Genomic DNA, 16,871 nt, shown 5'->3' with positions numbered 1-16,871 from the left:
CGTCGGTGGTGCCATCGACCGGTGCGCCACCCGACCCGGTCAGACACCTGGGGCGAGCTCGCCGACGCGGCCGCCGACCTGCTCCTCGGCGGCCGGTGCGCCGGCTGCGAGCGGCCCGGACGGGTGCTGTGCCCGGACTGCGCCCGGTCACTCCCGACCGACGCGCACCCTGCGTGGCCCGACCCGGTCCCGCCGGGGCTGGTGCCGCCCTGGGCGGCGGGGGAGTACGCCGGGGTCGTCCGCGGGCTGGTCGTCGGGCACAAGGAGCGACGCCTGGTCGCGCTGCGCGACCCGCTCGCCCGGCTGCTCGCGCAGGCCGCCACCGCGGCCCTCGCGGAGCTGCCCGACGATCCGGTGGTCCTGGTGCCGGTGCCGTCGCGGCCCGGCGTCGCCCGCGCCCGCGGCTACGACCCGACCGGTCGGCTCACGGCGGGAGCCGCGATCGTGCTGCGTGAGTCGGGCACCGACGCGATCGCGCTCCCGTTGCTGCGGGTACGGCGCGGATCGGTCGACCAGGCGGGCCTGGACGCAGGTGCGCGGGCCCGGAACCTGGCCGGGTCGATGCACTGCCCGACGGAGCTCCTGCGACGGTTGGGAGCGCGCCGGGCCCGGACCCGGATCGTCGTCTGCGACGACGTGGTCACCACCGGGGCGACCCTGCGGGAGGCGCAGCGGGCCCTCGAGGCGGTCGGGCTGGAGGCGACGGCGGTGGCCGCGGTGGCCGCGACACGCCGACGGATCCCGACCACCGGACGCTCCGCCCTTTCGTCCGTCGACCCGGGGGACTAACGTCTCTACATGGAGTCCGTCCGGGTCCGTGGTTGCGTCGTCCAGACGCCTGGATCCATCCGGGCGCGCGGGCGGCTAGCCGATGCCAGTCGCAGGCGAAACGGTCCACGTAACCACGACCTGCTCTCGCAGCAGGGCGTGGGATCACGGTGCGGCTTAGTGGTAAGTCCTGCCTCGACCTCGTCGTCAGATGCGACGACGGTCGGGAGAAGGCCAGTAGTGGCAGAGAAGCTGCGACCGCCTCAGCAGGCGATTGTGGGGTCGAAGACCAGGTCGGCCGGGCGGACTCCTACCTCCGGCGTACCCACAGGAGGTCGCGTCCGGAGCTGACCGCCGAAACACCGAGAAGCAAGCTGTGCAATCGGGAGGTTCACATGGAAGTTGTGGTCACGGGTCGACACTGCGAGCTGTCAGATCGCTTTCGCAGTCATGTCGAGGAGAAGTTGTCGCGGCTCGAGAAGCACGATCATCGGATAATCCGGGTGAACGTCGAGGTCGAGAACGAACGCAACCCGCGTCAGGCCGATCGCGCCGTACGCCTCCAGCTCACCGCCCTCTCCAAGGGGCCCGTGATCCGGGCCGAGGCGTGTGCGGCCGACAAGATGGCCGCGCTGGACCTCGCCCTCGACAAGATGGCGGCGCAGATGCGCCGTGCCTCCGACCGGCGCCGGGTCCACCACGGCCGGCACGCACCGGTCTCGGTCGGGCAGGCGCTCGCCAACGGGGCCGCGGAGACCGACACCGTCGTCGACGAGGTCGTCACCACCGACCGCCAGGTCGGACCGATCTCGGTGACCGGCGACGGACCGCTCGTCGTCCGCGAGAAGACGCACCCGGCCGACCCGATGACGCTCGACCAGGCGCTCTACGAGATGGAGCTGGTCGGCCACGACTTCTACCTGTTCGTGGACAAGGAGAGCGAGCGACCGGCGGTGGTCTACCGGCGGCGCGGGTACGACTACGGCGTGATCTCGCTCGACCTGGAGGCGACCGTCTGATCGGTCCACCGGGGCCGCTACGGCCCGCACGCAGGACGGGATGGCCCGGACGGGCCATCCCGTTCGCGCGTCCGGTCACCCGCCTGAGAGCAAAAAGGGTCCGGTCGTGCCATGATTCCCCCGTGGCCGAGCCGATGAACGACGCGGGGCGTGAGCCCATCCGCGTGCTCGTGGTCGACGACCAGGAGCTGTTCCGGCGTGGACTGACGATGTTGCTGAGCGTCGAGCCCGGTGTCGAGGTGGTCGGCGAGGCCGGCGACGGCATCGAGGGGACGGCGCTCGCCGAGCGCACCGCACCCGACGTCGTGCTGCTCGACATCCGGATGCCGAAGCGCTCCGGCATCGAGGCCTGCCTCGCGATCAAGGAGGCCGTGCCCACGGCCAAGATCGTGATGCTGACCGTGTCCGACGAGGAGGCCGACCTCTACGAGGCGGTCAAGAGCGGGGCCGCCGGCTACCTGCTGAAGGACTCCTCGATCGAGGAGGTCGCGCAGGCCGTCCGGGTCGTGGCCGACGGCCAGTCGCTGATCAGCCCCTCCATGGCGGTCAAGCTGATCGACGAGTTCAAGCAGATGTCGCGCCCCGAGCGCGACCACGCCTCCGGGCTGCGGCTCACCGACCGCGAGCTCGAGGTGCTCCGCCTGGTCGCCAAGGGCATGAACAACCGCGAGATCGCCAAGGAGCTCTTCATCAGCGACAACACGGTGAAGAACCACGTGCGCAACATCCTGGAGAAGCTCCAGCTGCACTCGCGCATGGAGGCGGTCATGTACGCCGTCAAGGAAAAGCTTCTCGACCTGCCGTGACTGTCGGCGCCACCTCGTAGCCTCGCCGCATGCAGTCGATGAGCGTCGCCCAGGCGCGACGTACGGCGCTCGCCGCCCAGGGCTTCCTCGACAAGCCGCACGCCGAGCCTACGATGCGCACCTTCCAGCGCACCCTCGAGCGCACCGGCGTCCTCCAGGTCGACTCGGTCAACGTGCTCCAGCGCGCGCACTTCATGCCGCTCTACTCGCGGATGGGCCCCTACGACGTCGACCTGCTGCGCCGTGCCGCCGAGCGACGTCCGCGGCGCGTCGTCGAGTACTGGGCGCACGTGCAGGCGTTCATGCCGGTCGAGCTGTGGCCGGTGATGCAGCACCGGATGGACGACCACCGCGCGAAGCGCGGCAAGTGGGGCTTCGTCGCCGCCAACGACGACCTGGAGCGCAGCCTGCTCGCCGAGGTGCGCGACCGGGGCGCCTCGACCGCCCGGGACCTGGACGACGGCCTGCCCCGCGCCAAGGACAACTGGGGCTGGAACTGGTCCGAGAGCCGCCGGATGCTCGACTACCTCTTCACCGTGGGCGACCTCGCCATCGCCGGCCGCAACAGCCAGTTCGAGATCCTCTACGACCTGCCCGAGCGGGTGATCCCCGCCGCGGTCTTGGCGCAGCCCACGCCGACACGTGAGGAGGCCGCTCTCGAGCTGGTCCGCCGGGCCGCGCGCTCCCACGGCGTCGCGACCGTGCAGGACCTGCGCGACTACTACCGGATGCCGGTCGAGGACACCGCGGCTGCCGTGGCCACCCTGGTCGAGGACGGCGAGCTGGTGCCCGTGACCGTTGCCGGCTGGAAGCGGCCGGCCTACCTCCACCGCGACGCCCGGCTGCCCCGCCGGGTCGCCGCGCGGGCGCTGCTCAGCCCGTTCGACCCGGTTGTGTGGGAGCGGGCCCGCACCGAGGCGCTCTTCGACTTCCACTACCGGATCGAGATCTACGTGCCCGCCGAGAAGCGGGTGCACGGCTACTACGTGCTGCCGTTCCTGCTCGGCGACCGGATCGTCGCCCGGGTCGACCTCAAGGCCGACCGCAGGGTCGGCGCCCTCGTCGTGAAGGGGGCGTACGCCGAGCCCGGGGCTCCGGCCGGGACGGCGGAGGAGCTCTCGGAGGAGCTGCGTCGGCTCGCCGGCTGGCTGGGGCTCGGCACGATCTCGGTCGAGCCTCGCGGCGACCTGGCTCCTGCGCTTCTGACGCTGGGTGCCGCTGGGTAGAGTGGCGCCGCTCAGTGATTGACGCGCCTCGACTCACGCGACCAGGGAAGTTGGATCCACGTGCCTGCCATTCTCGACAAGATCCTCCGCATCGGCGAGGGCAAGATCCTTCGCCAGCTCGAGGCTGTCACCGCGGCTGTCAACGCCATCGAGGATGACTTCGTCGCGATGAGCGACGACGAGCTGCGCGGGATGACCGCGGAGTTCAAGGAGCGGCTGGCCAACGGGGAGTCGCTCGACGACCTGATGCCGGAGGCGTTCGCCACCGCCCGTGAGGCGTCGCGCCGCGTGCTCGGCATGCGTCCCTTCGACGTCCAGGTCACCGGCGGCGCGGCCCTCCACCTGGGCAACATCGCCGAGATGAAGACCGGTGAGGGCAAGACCCTGGTCGCCGTCCTGCCGTCGTACCTCAACGCGCTGTCGGGCGACGGCGTGCACGTGGTCACCGTCAACGATTACCTGGCCAAGTACCAGTCCGACATGATGGGCCGCGTCCACAACTTCCTGGGCCTGACCGTCGGCGTCATCACCCCGGACCTGCGCCCCGACCAGCGGCGCGAGGCGTACAACTGCGACATCACGTACGCCACCAACAACGAGCTGGGCTTCGACTACCTGCGCGACAACATGGCGGGCTCGATCGAGGAGTGCGTGCAGCGCAAGCACAACTTCGCGATCGTGGACGAGGTCGACTCGATCCTCATCGACGAGGCGCGCACCCCGCTGATCATCAGCGGCCCCACCCAGGACGACGTCCAGTGGTACGCCGAGTTCGCCAAGATCGCGCGCACGCTGACGATCGACGTCGACTACGAGGTCGACGAGAAGAAGCGCACGATCTCGGTGCTCGAGCCCGGCATCACCAAGGTGGAGGACCACCTCGGGATCGACAACCTCTACGACTCGGTCAACACCCCGCTGATCTCCTTCATGCACAACTCGATCAAGGCCAAGGAGCTCTTCCGCAACGACAAGGAGTACGTCGTCATGGAGGGCGAGGTGCTCATCGTCGACGAGCACACCGGCCGCATGCTCGCGGGCCGCCGCTACAACGACGGCCTGCACCAGGCGATCGAGGCGAAGGAGGGCGTCGAGGTCCGCGAGGAGTACCAGACGCTGGCCACGATCACCCTCCAGAACTTCTTCCGCCTCTACGAGAAGCTCTCCGGCATGACCGGTACGGCCATGACCGAGGCCTCCGAGTTCGACAAGATCTACAACCTCGGCGTGGTCCCGATCCCGACCAACAAGCCGATGGCCCGCGTCGACCAGGCCGACCTCGTCTACCGCACCGAGGAGGCGAAGTACGACGCCGTCGTCGACGACATCGCCGAGCGGCACGAGAAGGGCCAGCCGGTGCTGGTCGGCACCGTGTCCGTCGAGAAGTCCGAGCACCTGTCGCAGAAGCTGCGCAAGCGCGGCATCCCGCACTCCGTCCTGAACGCCAAGGTGCACGCCGACGAGGCCAAGATCGTCGCGATGGCCGGCCACAAGGGCGCGGTGACCGTCGCCACCAACATGGCCGGCCGCGGCACCGACATCATGCTCGGTGGCTCCGTCGAGTTCCTCGCCGACCAGGAACTGCGCAAGCAGGGCCTCGAGCCCGGCGGCGAGACCGCCGACCAGTACGACGAGGCCTGGCCGACCATGGTCGAGCGGATCAAGGAGCAGGTCGCGGCCGAGCACGACGAGGTGCGCGAGGTCGGCGGCCTGTACGTCGTCGGCACCGAGCGCCACGAGTCCCGGCGCATCGACAACCAGCTGCGCGGTCGCTCCGGCCGGCAGGGCGACCCGGGTGAGTCGCGCTTCTACCTGTCGCTCGAGGACGAGCTGATGCGGCTCTTCAAGTCCGAGTGGGTCGACCGGGTGCTCCAGGTCCTGAAGATCCCGGACGACGTCCCGATCGAGAACAAGCGGGTCACCAGCGCGATCGCCAACGCCCAGGGCCAGGTCGAGTCGCAGAACTTCGAGTCCCGCAAGAACGTCCTCAAGTACGACGACGTCATGGACCGCCAGCGCAAGGTCATCTACGCCGAGCGCCGCGAGGTGCTCGAGGGCAAGGACCTCGAGGAGCAGATCAGCGGCTTCCTCGACGACACCGTCTCCGGCTACGTCACCGGTGCCACGGCCGAGTTCGCGGAGCAGTGGGACCTGGACGCGCTCTGGAACGCACTGCGCCAGATCTACCCCGTCACGGTCGACCAGCAGGAGCTGATCGACGCAGCCGGCGGTGTCGAGGGCCTCGACCGCGACGAGCTGGCCGAGACCCTCCAGGCCGACGCCCACGCGGCGTACGACCGTCGCGAGGAGGAGATCGGCGAGCCGGTCATGCGCGAGCTCGAGCGCCGCGTCGTGCTCTCCGTGCTCGACCGCAAGTGGCGCGAGCACCTCTACGAGATGGACTACCTGCGCGAGGGCATCTACCTGCGGGCCTACTCGCAGCGCGACCCGCTGGTCGAGTACCAGCGCGAGGGCTTCGACATGTTCACCGCGATGATGGACGGCATCAAGGAGGAGTCCGTGGGCTTCCTCTTCAACCTCGACGTCCAGGTCGAGGAGGAGCCGGAGGGCGAGGCCGACTTCGAGGTCGAGGCCGAGGAGTCCGTCGAGCCGATGGCCCGCACGCTCCCGTCGGCCGAGCAGCCCGCCATCCGCGCCAAGGGTCTCGAGCGGTCCGCGGCTCCGCAGAACCTGTCCTACTCCGCGCCCAGCGAGGACGGCGAGGCCGAAGTGGTCACCGCCGCCGCGGCCGAGGACGAGTTCTCCAAGGTCGGGCGCAACGACAAGTGCCCCTGCGGGTCGGGCAAGAAGTACAAGATGTGCCACGGCCGCCCCGGCGGTCCGACGGGCCTGACGGCACGCATCTCGTAGGTTAAGCGAACTCGAGGGCGGTGCAGCGCCAGCGGTTGTCGCGGGTGCGCTCGAAGCGGGTGGCCAGGGCGCGCGAGCGCTCGCCGTACCGCACGTGCGTGCTGACCTCGACGACGTCCCGGTTGATGAAGCACGGGTGCACGCCGAGCACGCGGGGTCGCACGGGCTGGAAGCGGCCCTGCCCGGGCTGGTGGCCGCCTGCCCGGGCGACGAGGAGCGCGCGGCGCTCGAGGTTGTCGTAGACCTCGCGTGAGCTCCACCGGAGCAGCTGGGTGACCGGCCGGTCGCCGCCGACGATCTCGACCGCGGCCTGGGCGTAGCGCCGGGCCCACTCCTCGATCGCCCGACGCAGCGGGCCGTCGATCGGGAGCACGTCCGCCACCGGTCCCTCGCCGGGCGACCGGTCGACCCAGGGCGGGTCCTGCCGGGGCTCGAGGTCCAGGGCGAGGGTGCCCTGCACGCTGGCGACGGGCGACGGGCGCCGCAGAGGTACGACGTCGTGGGGTCGAGCTGCGGTCATGGCAGTACCTCCAGTCGCTGAGCGGGGTGGATGACGTCGGGGTCCGGGCCGATGGCGTCCCGGTTGAGGTCGTAGAGCCGGCGCCACAGCGCGTCGATGTCGCCGTCGCTGGCGCCGGGGCCGAGCGTGCGCGCGGCGATCGCCCACAGGCTGTCGCCGGGGGCCACGACGACCGTGCGGCGCGGCGGTGGTGCGACGGCGCGCTCGGGGAGGGGGAGCCCGGCGAGGATCGTCGCCGAGCGGGCGGTCCGGTCCTCGTGCAGGCGACCGGGCGTCGCCTGGGCGGTCCCGGTCGCGAGCCCGCCGACGAGCGCGACCCCGCAGGCCGCCAGCACCACCCGGCGCACCGGGGCGGTCGCACCGCCCCCGGCGCGCGCACGTCCGCGCAGCGCGTCGTCGACGGTGAGCACGGTGACGAGCCACAGCCAGCCCGCGGCGACGACGCCGAGGGCGGCGCAGATACGGACCAGCGCCGCCTCGAAGGTGCCGCCGCCCGCAGTCGTCGCGATCGGCAGCAACCAGGCGACGAGGACGCCGTACCCGAGCGTGCCGGCCGCCACGACGGCGAGGCAGCGGTGCCGGACGACCGGTCGGGTGCAGATCATGGCCGAGACTCCAGATCATTGCGTTTGCTTGTGTTTGATCAAGGAAACGCCTCTTTAACCTCGGAGTCAATCGTTCGTCCACAGGGTCGTACGACGTGCGCGCGGTGGTGTTGGATCGCCTCGTGGCGACCATGGACTACGACGGGTTCGCGGAGGCCTACTCGGCGGACAACGACGTCAACCTGCTCAACGGGCACTACGAGCGCCCCGCGATGCTGGGGCTCGCCGGGGAGGTGCGCGGACGCCGCATCCTCGACGCCGGCTGCGGCTCGGGTCCGTTGTCGGCCGCGCTGCGGGAGCGAGGTGCCGTCGTGACCGGGTTCGACCTGAGCGCGGCCATGGTCGAGCTGGCGCGCCGTCGACTGGGGCCCGGCGCGGACCTGCGTGTCCACGACCTCGCCGACCCGCTGCCGTACGACGACGCCGCGTTCGACGACGTCGTGGCCTCGCTCGTGCTGCACTACCTCGAGGACTGGAGCCAGCCCCTCGCGGAGCTCCACCGGGTGCTGAGGCCCGGCGGGCGCCTGATCGTGTCGGTGAACCACCCCTTCGTCTACACGGCGCTGAACCCCGACGCCTACTACTTCGACGTCGCCCCCTTCTCCTACGACGCCGAGCACGCCGGTCGCACGGTCACCTACACGAACTGGCACCGGCCGCTGCACGCGATGTCCGAGGCCTTCACGACGGCGGGCTTCCGGATCTCGGTCATCAGCGAGCCGCCGATCGCCGACGACACCCCGAGCGACCTGCGTCCCGCGAGCCTCGAGGGCCGGACCCGGTTCATCAGCTTCATCTTCTTCGTGCTCCAGGCCGGGTGACTCGTTTCGACCGGTCCGCTCGGCGGGAGCATGGTGACCATGGCCTGGGAGGAGGAGCTCTTCGCACTGCTCGACGACCTCGAGCAGCAGGCGGAGGCCCTGTACGACGCGGAGCGCGGCGCCGAGCTGGCCGACCGCAGCCGCTCGGAGTACCAGCAGGTCACCCTCGCCAGCCGGCTGATGGCCTCGGTCGGGGGAGAGGTGGTGCTGGACGTCCGCGGGGTCGGGACGGTCAACGGCACCCTCGAGCGGGTCGGCGCCGGGTGGTGCCTGCTCGGCGGGAGTGGCCAGGACTGGATCGTCCCGCTCGCCGCCCTCGTGGCCGTCCGCGGCGCGTCCGAGCGGTCCTCGCCCGAGGTGGCGTGGTCACCGGTGGCCCGCCTCGGCCTCGGCTCGGCGCTGCGTCGTCTCGCGGAGGCGGGGGAGCGGTGCGTGCTCCACCTGGTCGACGGCCGGGTCCTCGACGGGACCGTTCGTCGGGTCGGTGCCGACTTCGTGGAGGCGCGGGTCGGGGAGGACGGTCGGGCGGTGCTGGTGCCCTACGAGGGTCTGGCTGCGGTCCAGTCGCGCTAGGTCGCGTCGACGTCGTACGGCGGGGTCTCGCCGTCCTCGAGGGGACGCTGGCCCTTCCGGGTCCGGACCGGTGCTTCGTCGTCCTCGTCCAGGCTGTCCATCGCCTCGGTGATGTGACGGCGGACGATCTCCCGCGGGTCGAGGTCGCGCAGCTCGAGGTCGGCGTACTCGGGACCGAGCTCCTCCCGCAGCTCGTCGCGCGCGTTGTTGGCCATCTGCCGCACCTGGCGGGCCATCCGGCCGGCCTGGCGCGCGAGGTCGGGGAGCTTGTCGGGGCCGAACACGAAGATCGCAATGACCGCGATCACTGCGAACTCCGGTAGGCCGACCCCGAACACGTCGCAGAACCTACCGGCTCAGAACTTGCTGGTGGGCGTGAGCCCGAGCTGCATGCCGGCGAGGCCGCGGCCCCGGCCGGCCAGACGGGTGGCGACGGCGGTCAGCGCGACGGCCCCCGGCGCGGTCGGGTCGGAGTCGACGATCGGCTTGCCCGCGTCGCCGCCCTCGCGCAGCGAGACGTCGATCGGGACCTGGCCGAGCACGGGCACGTCGTACCCGAAGCGCTCGGAGAGGGTCGCCGCGACGCGCTCGCCGCCGCCGGAGCCGAAGATCTCGAGGCGGTGCTCGGTGCCTTCCTCGGCGCAGTGCGGGCAGGGCAGGAAGCTCATGTTCTCGACGACGCCCACGACGCGCTGGTGCATCATCGACGCCATCGTGCCGGCGCGCTCGGCCACCTCGGCGGCGGCCTCCTGCGGAGTGGTCACGACGACGACCTCGGCGCCGGGGAGGTGCTGGCCGAGCGAGATGGCCACGTCGCCCGTGCCGGGCGGCAGGTCGAGCAGCAGCACGTCGAGGTCACCCCAGTAGACGTCGGCGAGCATCTGCACCAGGGCCCGGTCGAGCATCGGGCCGCGCCACGCGACGACCTGGTCGCGCCGCGGCTTCAGCATGCCGATCGAGATGACCGAGACACCGCTGGGCGTCGGGACCGGCATGATCAGGTCGTCGACCTGGGTGGGCCGGTGGTCGGCCACGCCGAGCATCGCCGGCACCGAGTGGCCGTAGATGTCGGCGTCGACGACGCCGACCTTGAGGCCCTGCTTGGCCATCGCGAGCGCGAGGTTGACGGTCACCGAGGACTTGCCGACACCGCCCTTGCCGCTGGCGATCGCGAGGACCTTGGTCAGTGAGCCGGGCTGGGCGAACGGGATCTCGCGCTGGGCCTGGCCGTTGCGCAGCGTCTCCTGCAGGCCCGAGCGCTGCTCGGCGGTCATCACCCCCAGGGTGAGGTCGACGCCGGTGATGCCGGAGACGCCCGAGACCGCGGCGGTCACGTCGCGGTTGATCGTGTCCTTGAGGGGGCAGCCGGCGACCGTCAGCAGCACGGTGATCTGCGCGACGCCCGCCGCGTCGACCTCGACGGAGTCGACCATCCCGAGCTCGGTGATCGGCCTCTTGATCTCCGGGTCGTTGACGGTGGCCAGGGCGGCCTGGATCTGGTCGAGAAGCGGGGTGCTCATGGTCCAACGAGTGTAGATGGGTCACCTATCCTGACCGCATGCCTGGTCCCCTGCCCGCGCCCCTGGTGCTCGCCGCGAGCACCGTCATGGACAGTCCCGAGCACGTGCGGAGGTACGTCGAGGGCAACCTGGCCGGCGGTGTGGACCACCTGGTGGTCTTCCTCGACAAGCCCAACGGGCCGCGCCAGGACGAGGTCGCGGCGTACCTGGACGAGTACCCGGCCGTCACCTGCGTGCGCGCCGGCAGCGGCTGGTGGGCGGGCGCCCGGCCGCGCGAGCTCAACGAGCGGCAGTGCACCAACGCCAACCTGGCCAAGGACGTGCTGGCGGGCCTGGGCCTCGGCGACGCGTTCGTCTTCCACGTCGACGGCGACGAGGTGCTCCGCCTCGACCCGGCGGCGATGTCGGCACTTCCGGCGGGCACGACCGGTCTGCGGGCCGCGACCCGCGAGGCGCTCAGCCGGCGCACCTGGGACGGCGAGCCCACCCTCTTCAAGCGGGAGCTCGACGAGCCCGACCTCAGGCTGCTGCACGGCCTGGGCCTGGTGCCCGAGCCCACCAACCAGGCCTACTTCCGGGGCCACCTGATGGGGAAGTCGGGCGTCCGGGTGGGGGAGCGCGCCTGGCTGACCCTCCACAAGGTCGTCGCCGACGACGGCAGCCCGTGGCCGCTGCACGAGGCCGACGGGCTCGAGCTCTTCCACTACGAGTCCTACTCCGCCGAGGAGTTCGTCCGGAAGTGGACCGCGATGGTCGCCTCCGGGCCCAAGGCGAGCTACCGCCCCGACCGCCAGCCCGCGGCCCGCACGCTGCGCGCGCTGATCAACCGCGGGCTCGAGCCGGCGGCGCTGGACCGGCAGCTGGTGCGCTTCTACGAGAGGTACGTCGAGGAGGAGGTCGACGCGCTGCACGACCTCGGGGTGCTGGTCGAGACCGACCCGCTGGTCCCGCTCGCGCAGCGTCCAGCGGCCGGCGTACCCGCCGCGGACCTCGCCGCCGCCCTCGAGGAGCGCCGGAGCGAGACCAAGCAGGCGTACTTCAAGGGCACCTCGCCGGGGGCCCGGACGGCCGCGGCGCCCGCGCGCGGGCTGGGGCGCCTGGTCAAGCGTGGCTAGCTGGCCTCGTCGCGCTCAGCAGCGCGCTCGTCGAGGTCCGAGAGCAGCGAGCGGAGCTCGGAGCGCAGGTAGTCTCGGGTCGCGACGTCGCCGACCGCCATCCGCAGCGAGGCCACCTCGCGGGTGAGGAACTCCATGTCGGCGTGCGCCCGGGCGTTGGCCAGGCGGTCCTGCTCCGCGATCACCTTGTCGCGCTGCTCCTGACGGTTCTGCGCGAGCAGGATCAGAGGGGCGGCGTACGACGCCTGCAGGCTGAGCGCCAGGGTCAGGAAGATGAAGGGGAACTCGTCGAACTTCAGGTCCGCGGGCGCGAACGCGTTCCACAGGACCCAGATCAGGACGACCGCGGTCATCCACATCAGGAACCGGGCGGTGCCCATGTAGCGCGCGAACCCCTCGGCGAAGCTGCCGAAGGCGTCGGCGTTGTACGACGGCCGGCGCACCAGCGGCTGGCGGCGGGTCTCCTTGGGGGTGTCCAGGCGCGGGGTGCGGTCGCTCATCGGCGCGCCTCCTGCGGCTGGTCGGTGCCGGAGCGGGCCCGGTCGCGCCAGCCCTCGGGCAGCATGTGGTCGAGCAGGTCGTCCACGGTGACCGCGCCGACCAGGTGGCCGTTCTCGTCGACGACCGGGGCTGCCACCAGGTTGTAGGTGGCCAGGTGGGCGGCGACCTCGTCGATGGTCGCATCGGGCCGCAGGGTCTCCATCGTGTCGTCGAGCGCGCCCGCGACCAGGGTCGAGGGGGGCTCGCGGAGCAGCCGCTGGATGTGCGCGACGCCGAGGAAGCGGCCGGTCGGGGTCTCGAGCGGCTGGCGGGTCACGTAGACGAGCGCGGCGAGCGAGGGGGTGAGCTCCGGGTTGCGGACGTGGGCGAGCGCGTCGGCGATCGTCGCGTCCGGCCCGAGGATCACCGGCTCGGGCGTCATCATCGCGCCCGCGGTGTTCTCGACGTACGACATCAGCCGGCGTACGTCCTCGGCCTCCTCCGGCTCCATGAGGGCCAACAGGGTGGCCGCGGTCTCGGGGGACAGGTCGGCGATCAGGTCGGCCGCGTCGTCGGGCGACATCTCCTCGAGCACGTCGGCGGCGCGCTCGGAGTCGAGGAGCTCCAGGATCTCGACCTGGTCCTCCTCGGGCAGCTCCTCGAGCACGTCGGCCAGGCGCTCGTCGTGGAGTGCCGCCACGACGGCAGAGCGGCGCTCGGCGGGCAGGCCGTGGAGCATGTTGGCCGCGTCGGCCGGCCGCATCTCGTTGAGGGCGGCGATGAGATGGGTGGCGCCCTGCGACTCGTCGCGCCGGGTCAGCCCCTCGACGTCGCGCCACTCGACCACGTGGGTCTGGCCGCGCCGGCGCAGACCGCGGCCGGGCTCCTGGATCGCGACCCGGGAGATCACCCAGTCGCGGTTGCGCGCCTGCTCCATGGCGACGTCGTAGACGGTGCCCGTGGTCTGCGTGCCGGCGACGCGCACCTCGCGGTCCAGCATCTGGCCGATCACGAGGGTCTCGCCGGGGCGCTGCTCGAAACGACGCATGTTGAGCAGCCCGGTGGTGTGCACCTGGCCGCTGTCGATGCTGGTCACCCGGGTCATCGGCACGAAGATCCGACGTCGCCCGAACACCTCGGCGACCATGCCGAGGACCCGGGGCTGGTGGACCTCCGAGCGGACCGCCACGACCAGGTCGCGGACCTTGCCGACCTGGTCTCCCGGGGGGTCGAACATCGGCAGACCGACCAGTCGCGCGATGTAGACCCTGACGGGAGCGTTGCTCACAGGGGCGAGGCTACCGGGCTCGCGTCGGCTGGGTGAGCGGGCACGCGGCATGTATTCTGCCCGGGACCCAGCTCGTGTCGGACGCTCGTCAAGCACGTCGACCGGTGGCGACTCACCAGCCTTCGAGGGAGATCTACGTGCACCTGCTCCGCAGCGCCCTGGTGGCCGTCCTGAGCGGCGCCCTCGTGGTGACCGCCGGGCCACTCACGAGCCTGGAGACGGCTGCTTCCTCGGCGGCAGCGGCCGCGGCCCCGGCCCAGCAGCCGGCCAAGCCGAAGAAGCAGCGCTACCAGGTCACGCCGGGGATCACCTTCAACTCCCCGCTCGGCTCCCGCAAGACGAAGAACCGGATCAACAACAAGATCATCGGTGCCATCAGCCACGCCCGGCCGGGTTCGACGATCAAGATCATGACCTGGAACTTCCAGTCGCCGCAGGCAGCGACGGCGCTGGTCAACGCCCAGAAGCGTGGTGTCGTGATCCGGCTCCTGATGGACGCGACGAACAACGACGAGGACACGCCCAACCCGTCGTTCCGCCGGCTGCGCGCCGACCTGGCCGCCGGCAACGCCGGCAAGAAGAAGCCGCGCAACCGCAGCGTGGCCAAGACCTGCACCGGCTCGTGCCGCGGGACGTCCGGCTCGGCCCACTCCAAGTTCTTCCTGTTCGGCAAGACCGGCGGCTCGCGCCAGGTCCTGATGCAGGGCTCGGCCAACCTGACGGTGGCGGCGGCCTACAACCAGTGGAACGAGATCTTCACCTTCGTCGGCCGCAAGGACATCTTCAGGTACGCCACCGGCGTCTTCGACCAGATGTGGCGCGACCAGCCGGCCAAGGAGCCCTACACGACCTTCGCCCGCGGCCCCTACGGACTCACCTTCTCGCCGTACGCCGGCAAGGGGTTCAAGTCCGACCCGGTCCAGGACGCCCTCGACCAGGTGCGCTGCCGTGGCGCGGTCAAGGCCGGCAACAAGCGCGGCCGCACCATCGTGCGCAGCGCCCCCGACGTGATCCGGGGCAAGCGCGGCATGGTGGCGGCCAAGCGGCTCAAGCGCCTCTGGGACAGCGGCTGCGACGTCCGGCTGGTCTACACCGTGATGGGAGTCGCCGTGCGCAAGGTGCTGCGCGGCTCCGGCGGCCGGGGCGCGGTGCCGATGCGGCACCTCGTCCAGGACTTCGACGGTGACGGCGACTTCGACAACTACTTCCACATCAAGGTCCTCACCATCAACGGCGTCGTCGGCAAGAACCGCTCGACCTACCTGACCTTCAACGGCTCGTCGAACACCTCCGACCTGGCGACGCACTCCGACGAGAACATCGGGACGCTGCACAGCCGCAGCTACCTGCTGCGCTACCAGGACCACATCGACTACTGGTTCGACAACCCGCCGCCGGACGGCAAGTACGACGGCGAGGGCACGGACACCGGTGGCGGTGGCGCGGCCGGACGTCTCGCCCCGCCCCGCGTTGTCGACCCGTACGTCAACGTCGACCTCGACTGATGGCCGGTCGGGCGGCGCGCGTCCTGGCCGTCGACGAGGCGGAGGTCAAGCTCCTCGTCACGGGTCGCGACCGGGCCGTGGACGCCCTCTTCGACGGTCGCCGGATCTGGTCGTTCTGGGTGCGTCGCGACACCACCGGCCGCCTGGTGCGGCGGGTGTCGTGGCCCGAGGTGATGCGGCCGCACCTGCGGGGCACCTCGACGGTGACGCTGCGCGAGCACGTCTCGGACCGGGTGCTGTGGGAGGGCGACCTGACCTTCGGTGACGCGGCCGACCGCGGGCGACGGATCGAGTTCGTGAACAAGATGGGGCTGGAGATCAGCCTCGACAAGGCCAACCGGTTCAGCCCGACCTTCTCGGTGCGCACCCAGGCCGACCTGGACCCGCTGCTGGACGCCATGGACGCGGTGCTCGACACGCTGAACGGCGAGGGCGTCGCCGCCTTCCCGGCGTACGGCACCCTGCTCGGCGCCGTGCGGGAGGGCCAGTTCCTCGGGCACGACTCCGACGCCGACCTCGGCTACGTCTCGCGCTTCAGCGACCCGGTCGACGTGGTGCGCGAGTCGTTCCGGCTCCAGCGCGCCGTCGCGGCCGCGGGGATGGAGACCTACCGCTACAGCGGCGCCGCCTTCCGGGTTCGGGTCGAGGAGGGCGACGGGATCCCGCGCGGCCTCGACGTGTTCGGCGGCTTCCTCGACACCGGCCGCCTCTACCTCATGGGTGAGGTCGGCACCGACTACGAGCCCGGGTGGATCCACCCGCTCGGCACCTGCGAGCTCGCGGGCCGGACGTTCCCGGCGCCGGCGCGGCCGGAGAAGCTGCTCGAGGCGATGTACGGGCCGTCCTGGCGGGTGCCGGACCCGGCGTACCAGTTCGAGACGTCGGAGCGCACGAAGACCCAGCTCAACCAGTGGTTCCGCGGCTCCGCTTACCACCGTCGCGAGTGGGAGCGGGAGTGGTCGGTGGCACGCAGCCGGCCGCTGCCCAGGAAGGGCAGCGACCTCGCGCGCCTGGCCGCGCGTCGCGAGGACCCGGCGACGCACCTGATCGACGTGGGTGCCGGTCGCGGGTCCGACGCGCTGTGGTGGGCGCGCCGCGGACGCCGAGCGACGGCGTACGACTTCGCGGCCGTCGGGCTGCGGAGGGCCGCGCGTCACGCCGGCAGCAAGCAGCTCCCGCTCGAGGTCCGCCCCCTGAACCTCACCGAGTGGCGCTCGGTGCTCAGCGAGGGCGCCCGGGTGGCGCGCGAGCCGGGTCCCCGCGCGCTGGTCGCGCGGCACGTGGTCGACGCGACCGACGAGTTCGGCCGCCAGTCGCTGGGCCGGTTCGCCTCGATGACGCTGCGCGGTGGCGGCCGCCTCTACCTCGAGTTCTGGACCGGCGGCGGCGAGCCCGATCCGGCCCACCTGCTCCGGCCGCTCACGGTCGAGCGGGTGCGGCGGCTGGTGACGGACCACGGTGGGACAATCCAGTCGGTCCGCGAGCTGGATCCAGGAGCAGGGAACGACGCACGGTCGTTCGCAGTCGGAAGGTTGGTGGCGCAATGGGGCTGAGGTCACGTCTGCCCGGTGGACGGGTGCACGAGCTGACCCAGCGGGTCGAGCGTCTCGAGGCCGACCTGGCCGAGGTACGCCGGCACAACCTGCGGCTCGCCGAGCTGGCGGACCTGGTGCAGGAGCTGCTGCTCCCGATGGCCGACCAGGACCGCGAGCGGATCGACCGGGCGATCGAGAAGTTCCAGGACAGCATCTGAT

General features: G+C 71.4%; 17 protein-coding genes. 11 read left to right on the top strand and 6 right to left on the bottom strand.

What is annotated here, in order from left to right; all coding sequences use genetic code 11:
- The first annotated feature begins 21 nt into the window (after nucleotides 1-21).
- The 5 genes from ASC77_RS08990 (at nucleotide 22) to secA (ending at nucleotide 6,690) form a co-directional block, all read left to right on the top strand.
- Entirely contained in the window at nucleotides 22-789 is a 768-nt protein-coding gene (locus ASC77_RS08990; protein WP_056151214.1) for a ComF family protein, read from the top strand.
- A 374-nt stretch (nucleotides 790-1,163) separates the two neighbouring features.
- Complete coding sequence (gene hpf, locus ASC77_RS08985; RefSeq protein WP_056151212.1) at nucleotides 1,164-1,787, top strand: ribosome hibernation-promoting factor, HPF/YfiA family; 624 nt, start codon at nucleotides 1,164-1,166, stop codon at nucleotides 1,785-1,787.
- A 122-nt stretch (nucleotides 1,788-1,909) separates the two neighbouring features.
- Complete coding sequence (locus ASC77_RS08980) at nucleotides 1,910-2,593, top strand: response regulator (protein WP_235547553.1); 684 nt, start codon at nucleotides 1,910-1,912, stop codon at nucleotides 2,591-2,593.
- A gap of 29 nt (nucleotides 2,594-2,622) precedes the next feature.
- On the top strand, nucleotides 2,623-3,819 hold the full coding sequence (locus tag ASC77_RS08975; protein ID WP_056151210.1) for a winged helix-turn-helix domain-containing protein: 1,197 nt from the start codon (nucleotides 2,623-2,625) through the stop codon (nucleotides 3,817-3,819).
- A 60-nt stretch (nucleotides 3,820-3,879) separates the two neighbouring features.
- Nucleotides 3,880-6,690 carry a preprotein translocase subunit SecA gene (gene secA, locus ASC77_RS08970; protein WP_056151207.1) on the top strand — a complete coding sequence of 937 codons (2,811 nt, stop codon included), beginning with the start codon at nucleotides 3,880-3,882 and terminating at the stop codon, nucleotides 6,688-6,690.
- Between the two features lies 1 nt (nucleotide 6,691).
- Here the strand turns inward: secA and ASC77_RS08965 are convergent, their stop codons facing one another.
- Nucleotides 6,692-7,210: an Rv3235 family protein gene (locus ASC77_RS08965; RefSeq protein ID WP_056151205.1), complete on the bottom strand. Its 519-nt coding sequence runs from the start codon at nucleotides 7,208-7,210 to the stop codon at nucleotides 6,692-6,694.
- On the bottom strand, nucleotides 7,207-7,815 hold the full coding sequence (locus tag ASC77_RS08960; protein WP_056151203.1) for a LysM peptidoglycan-binding domain-containing protein: 609 nt from the start codon (nucleotides 7,813-7,815) through the stop codon (nucleotides 7,207-7,209). The genes ASC77_RS08965 and ASC77_RS08960 overlap by 4 nt, the downstream gene beginning before the upstream one ends.
- Before the next feature lie 131 nt (nucleotides 7,816-7,946).
- On the opposite strand from ASC77_RS08960, the gene ASC77_RS08955 reads away from it, so the two are divergent.
- On the top strand, nucleotides 7,947-8,636 hold the full coding sequence (locus tag ASC77_RS08955; protein ID WP_200944983.1) for a class I SAM-dependent methyltransferase: 690 nt from the start codon (nucleotides 7,947-7,949) through the stop codon (nucleotides 8,634-8,636).
- Between the two features lie 39 nt (nucleotides 8,637-8,675).
- Nucleotides 8,676-9,209 (top strand): hypothetical protein, encoded by a 534-nt coding sequence (locus ASC77_RS08950; protein WP_056153904.1) that lies wholly within the window; start codon nucleotides 8,676-8,678, stop codon nucleotides 9,207-9,209.
- Here ASC77_RS08950 and ASC77_RS08945 read toward each other — a convergent pair.
- Entirely contained in the window at nucleotides 9,206-9,547 is a 342-nt protein-coding gene (locus ASC77_RS08945; protein WP_056151199.1) for a sec-independent translocase, read from the bottom strand. The genes ASC77_RS08950 and ASC77_RS08945 overlap by 4 nt on opposite strands.
- An 18-nt stretch (nucleotides 9,548-9,565) precedes the next feature.
- The gene (locus ASC77_RS08940) at nucleotides 9,566-10,729 is read right to left on the bottom strand and encodes an Mrp/NBP35 family ATP-binding protein (RefSeq protein WP_200944942.1); all 1,164 of its coding nucleotides are present in this window, start codon (nucleotides 10,727-10,729) and stop codon (nucleotides 9,566-9,568) included.
- Between the two features lie 38 nt (nucleotides 10,730-10,767).
- Here ASC77_RS08940 and ASC77_RS08935 point away from each other — a divergent pair, with 38 nt between their 5' ends.
- Nucleotides 10,768-11,844: a hypothetical protein gene (locus ASC77_RS08935; protein WP_056151197.1), complete on the top strand. Its 1,077-nt coding sequence runs from the start codon at nucleotides 10,768-10,770 to the stop codon at nucleotides 11,842-11,844.
- On the opposite strand, the gene ASC77_RS08930 is transcribed toward ASC77_RS08935, so the two are convergent.
- Nucleotides 11,841-12,344: a DUF1003 domain-containing protein gene (locus ASC77_RS08930; protein WP_056151195.1), complete on the bottom strand. Its 504-nt coding sequence runs from the start codon at nucleotides 12,342-12,344 to the stop codon at nucleotides 11,841-11,843. The genes ASC77_RS08935 and ASC77_RS08930 overlap by 4 nt on opposite strands.
- Nucleotides 12,341-13,612, bottom strand: coding sequence for a magnesium transporter MgtE N-terminal domain-containing protein (locus tag ASC77_RS08925; RefSeq protein WP_056151193.1), 1,272 nt, complete (start codon nucleotides 13,610-13,612; stop codon nucleotides 12,341-12,343). The genes ASC77_RS08930 and ASC77_RS08925 overlap by 4 nt, the downstream gene beginning before the upstream one ends.
- 137 nt (nucleotides 13,613-13,749) lie before the next feature.
- Here ASC77_RS08925 and ASC77_RS08920 point away from each other — a divergent pair, with 137 nt between their 5' ends.
- The 3 genes from ASC77_RS08920 to ASC77_RS26545 are packed head-to-tail and all read left to right on the top strand — an operon-like array spanning nucleotide 13,750 to nucleotide 16,870.
- Nucleotides 13,750-15,117 carry a phospholipase D-like domain-containing protein gene (locus tag ASC77_RS08920; protein ID WP_056151192.1) on the top strand — a complete coding sequence of 456 codons (1,368 nt, stop codon included), beginning with the start codon at nucleotides 13,750-13,752 and terminating at the stop codon, nucleotides 15,115-15,117.
- Complete coding sequence (locus ASC77_RS08915; protein WP_056151190.1) at nucleotides 15,117-16,670, top strand: class I SAM-dependent methyltransferase; 1,554 nt, start codon at nucleotides 15,117-15,119, stop codon at nucleotides 16,668-16,670. Before ASC77_RS08920 ends, ASC77_RS08915 begins: the two co-directional genes overlap by 1 nt.
- Before the next feature lie 23 nt (nucleotides 16,671-16,693).
- Nucleotides 16,694-16,870 (top strand): DUF6752 domain-containing protein, encoded by a 177-nt coding sequence (locus ASC77_RS26545; RefSeq protein WP_156391006.1) that lies wholly within the window; start codon nucleotides 16,694-16,696, stop codon nucleotides 16,868-16,870.
- The last annotated feature ends 1 nt before the right edge of the window (nucleotide 16,871 follow it).

The organism is Nocardioides sp. Root1257, from assembly GCF_001425175.1.
GTDB lineage: Bacteria > Actinomycetota > Actinomycetes > Propionibacteriales > Nocardioidaceae > Nocardioides.
This window is presented reverse-complemented; position numbering and strand designations above follow the sequence as displayed.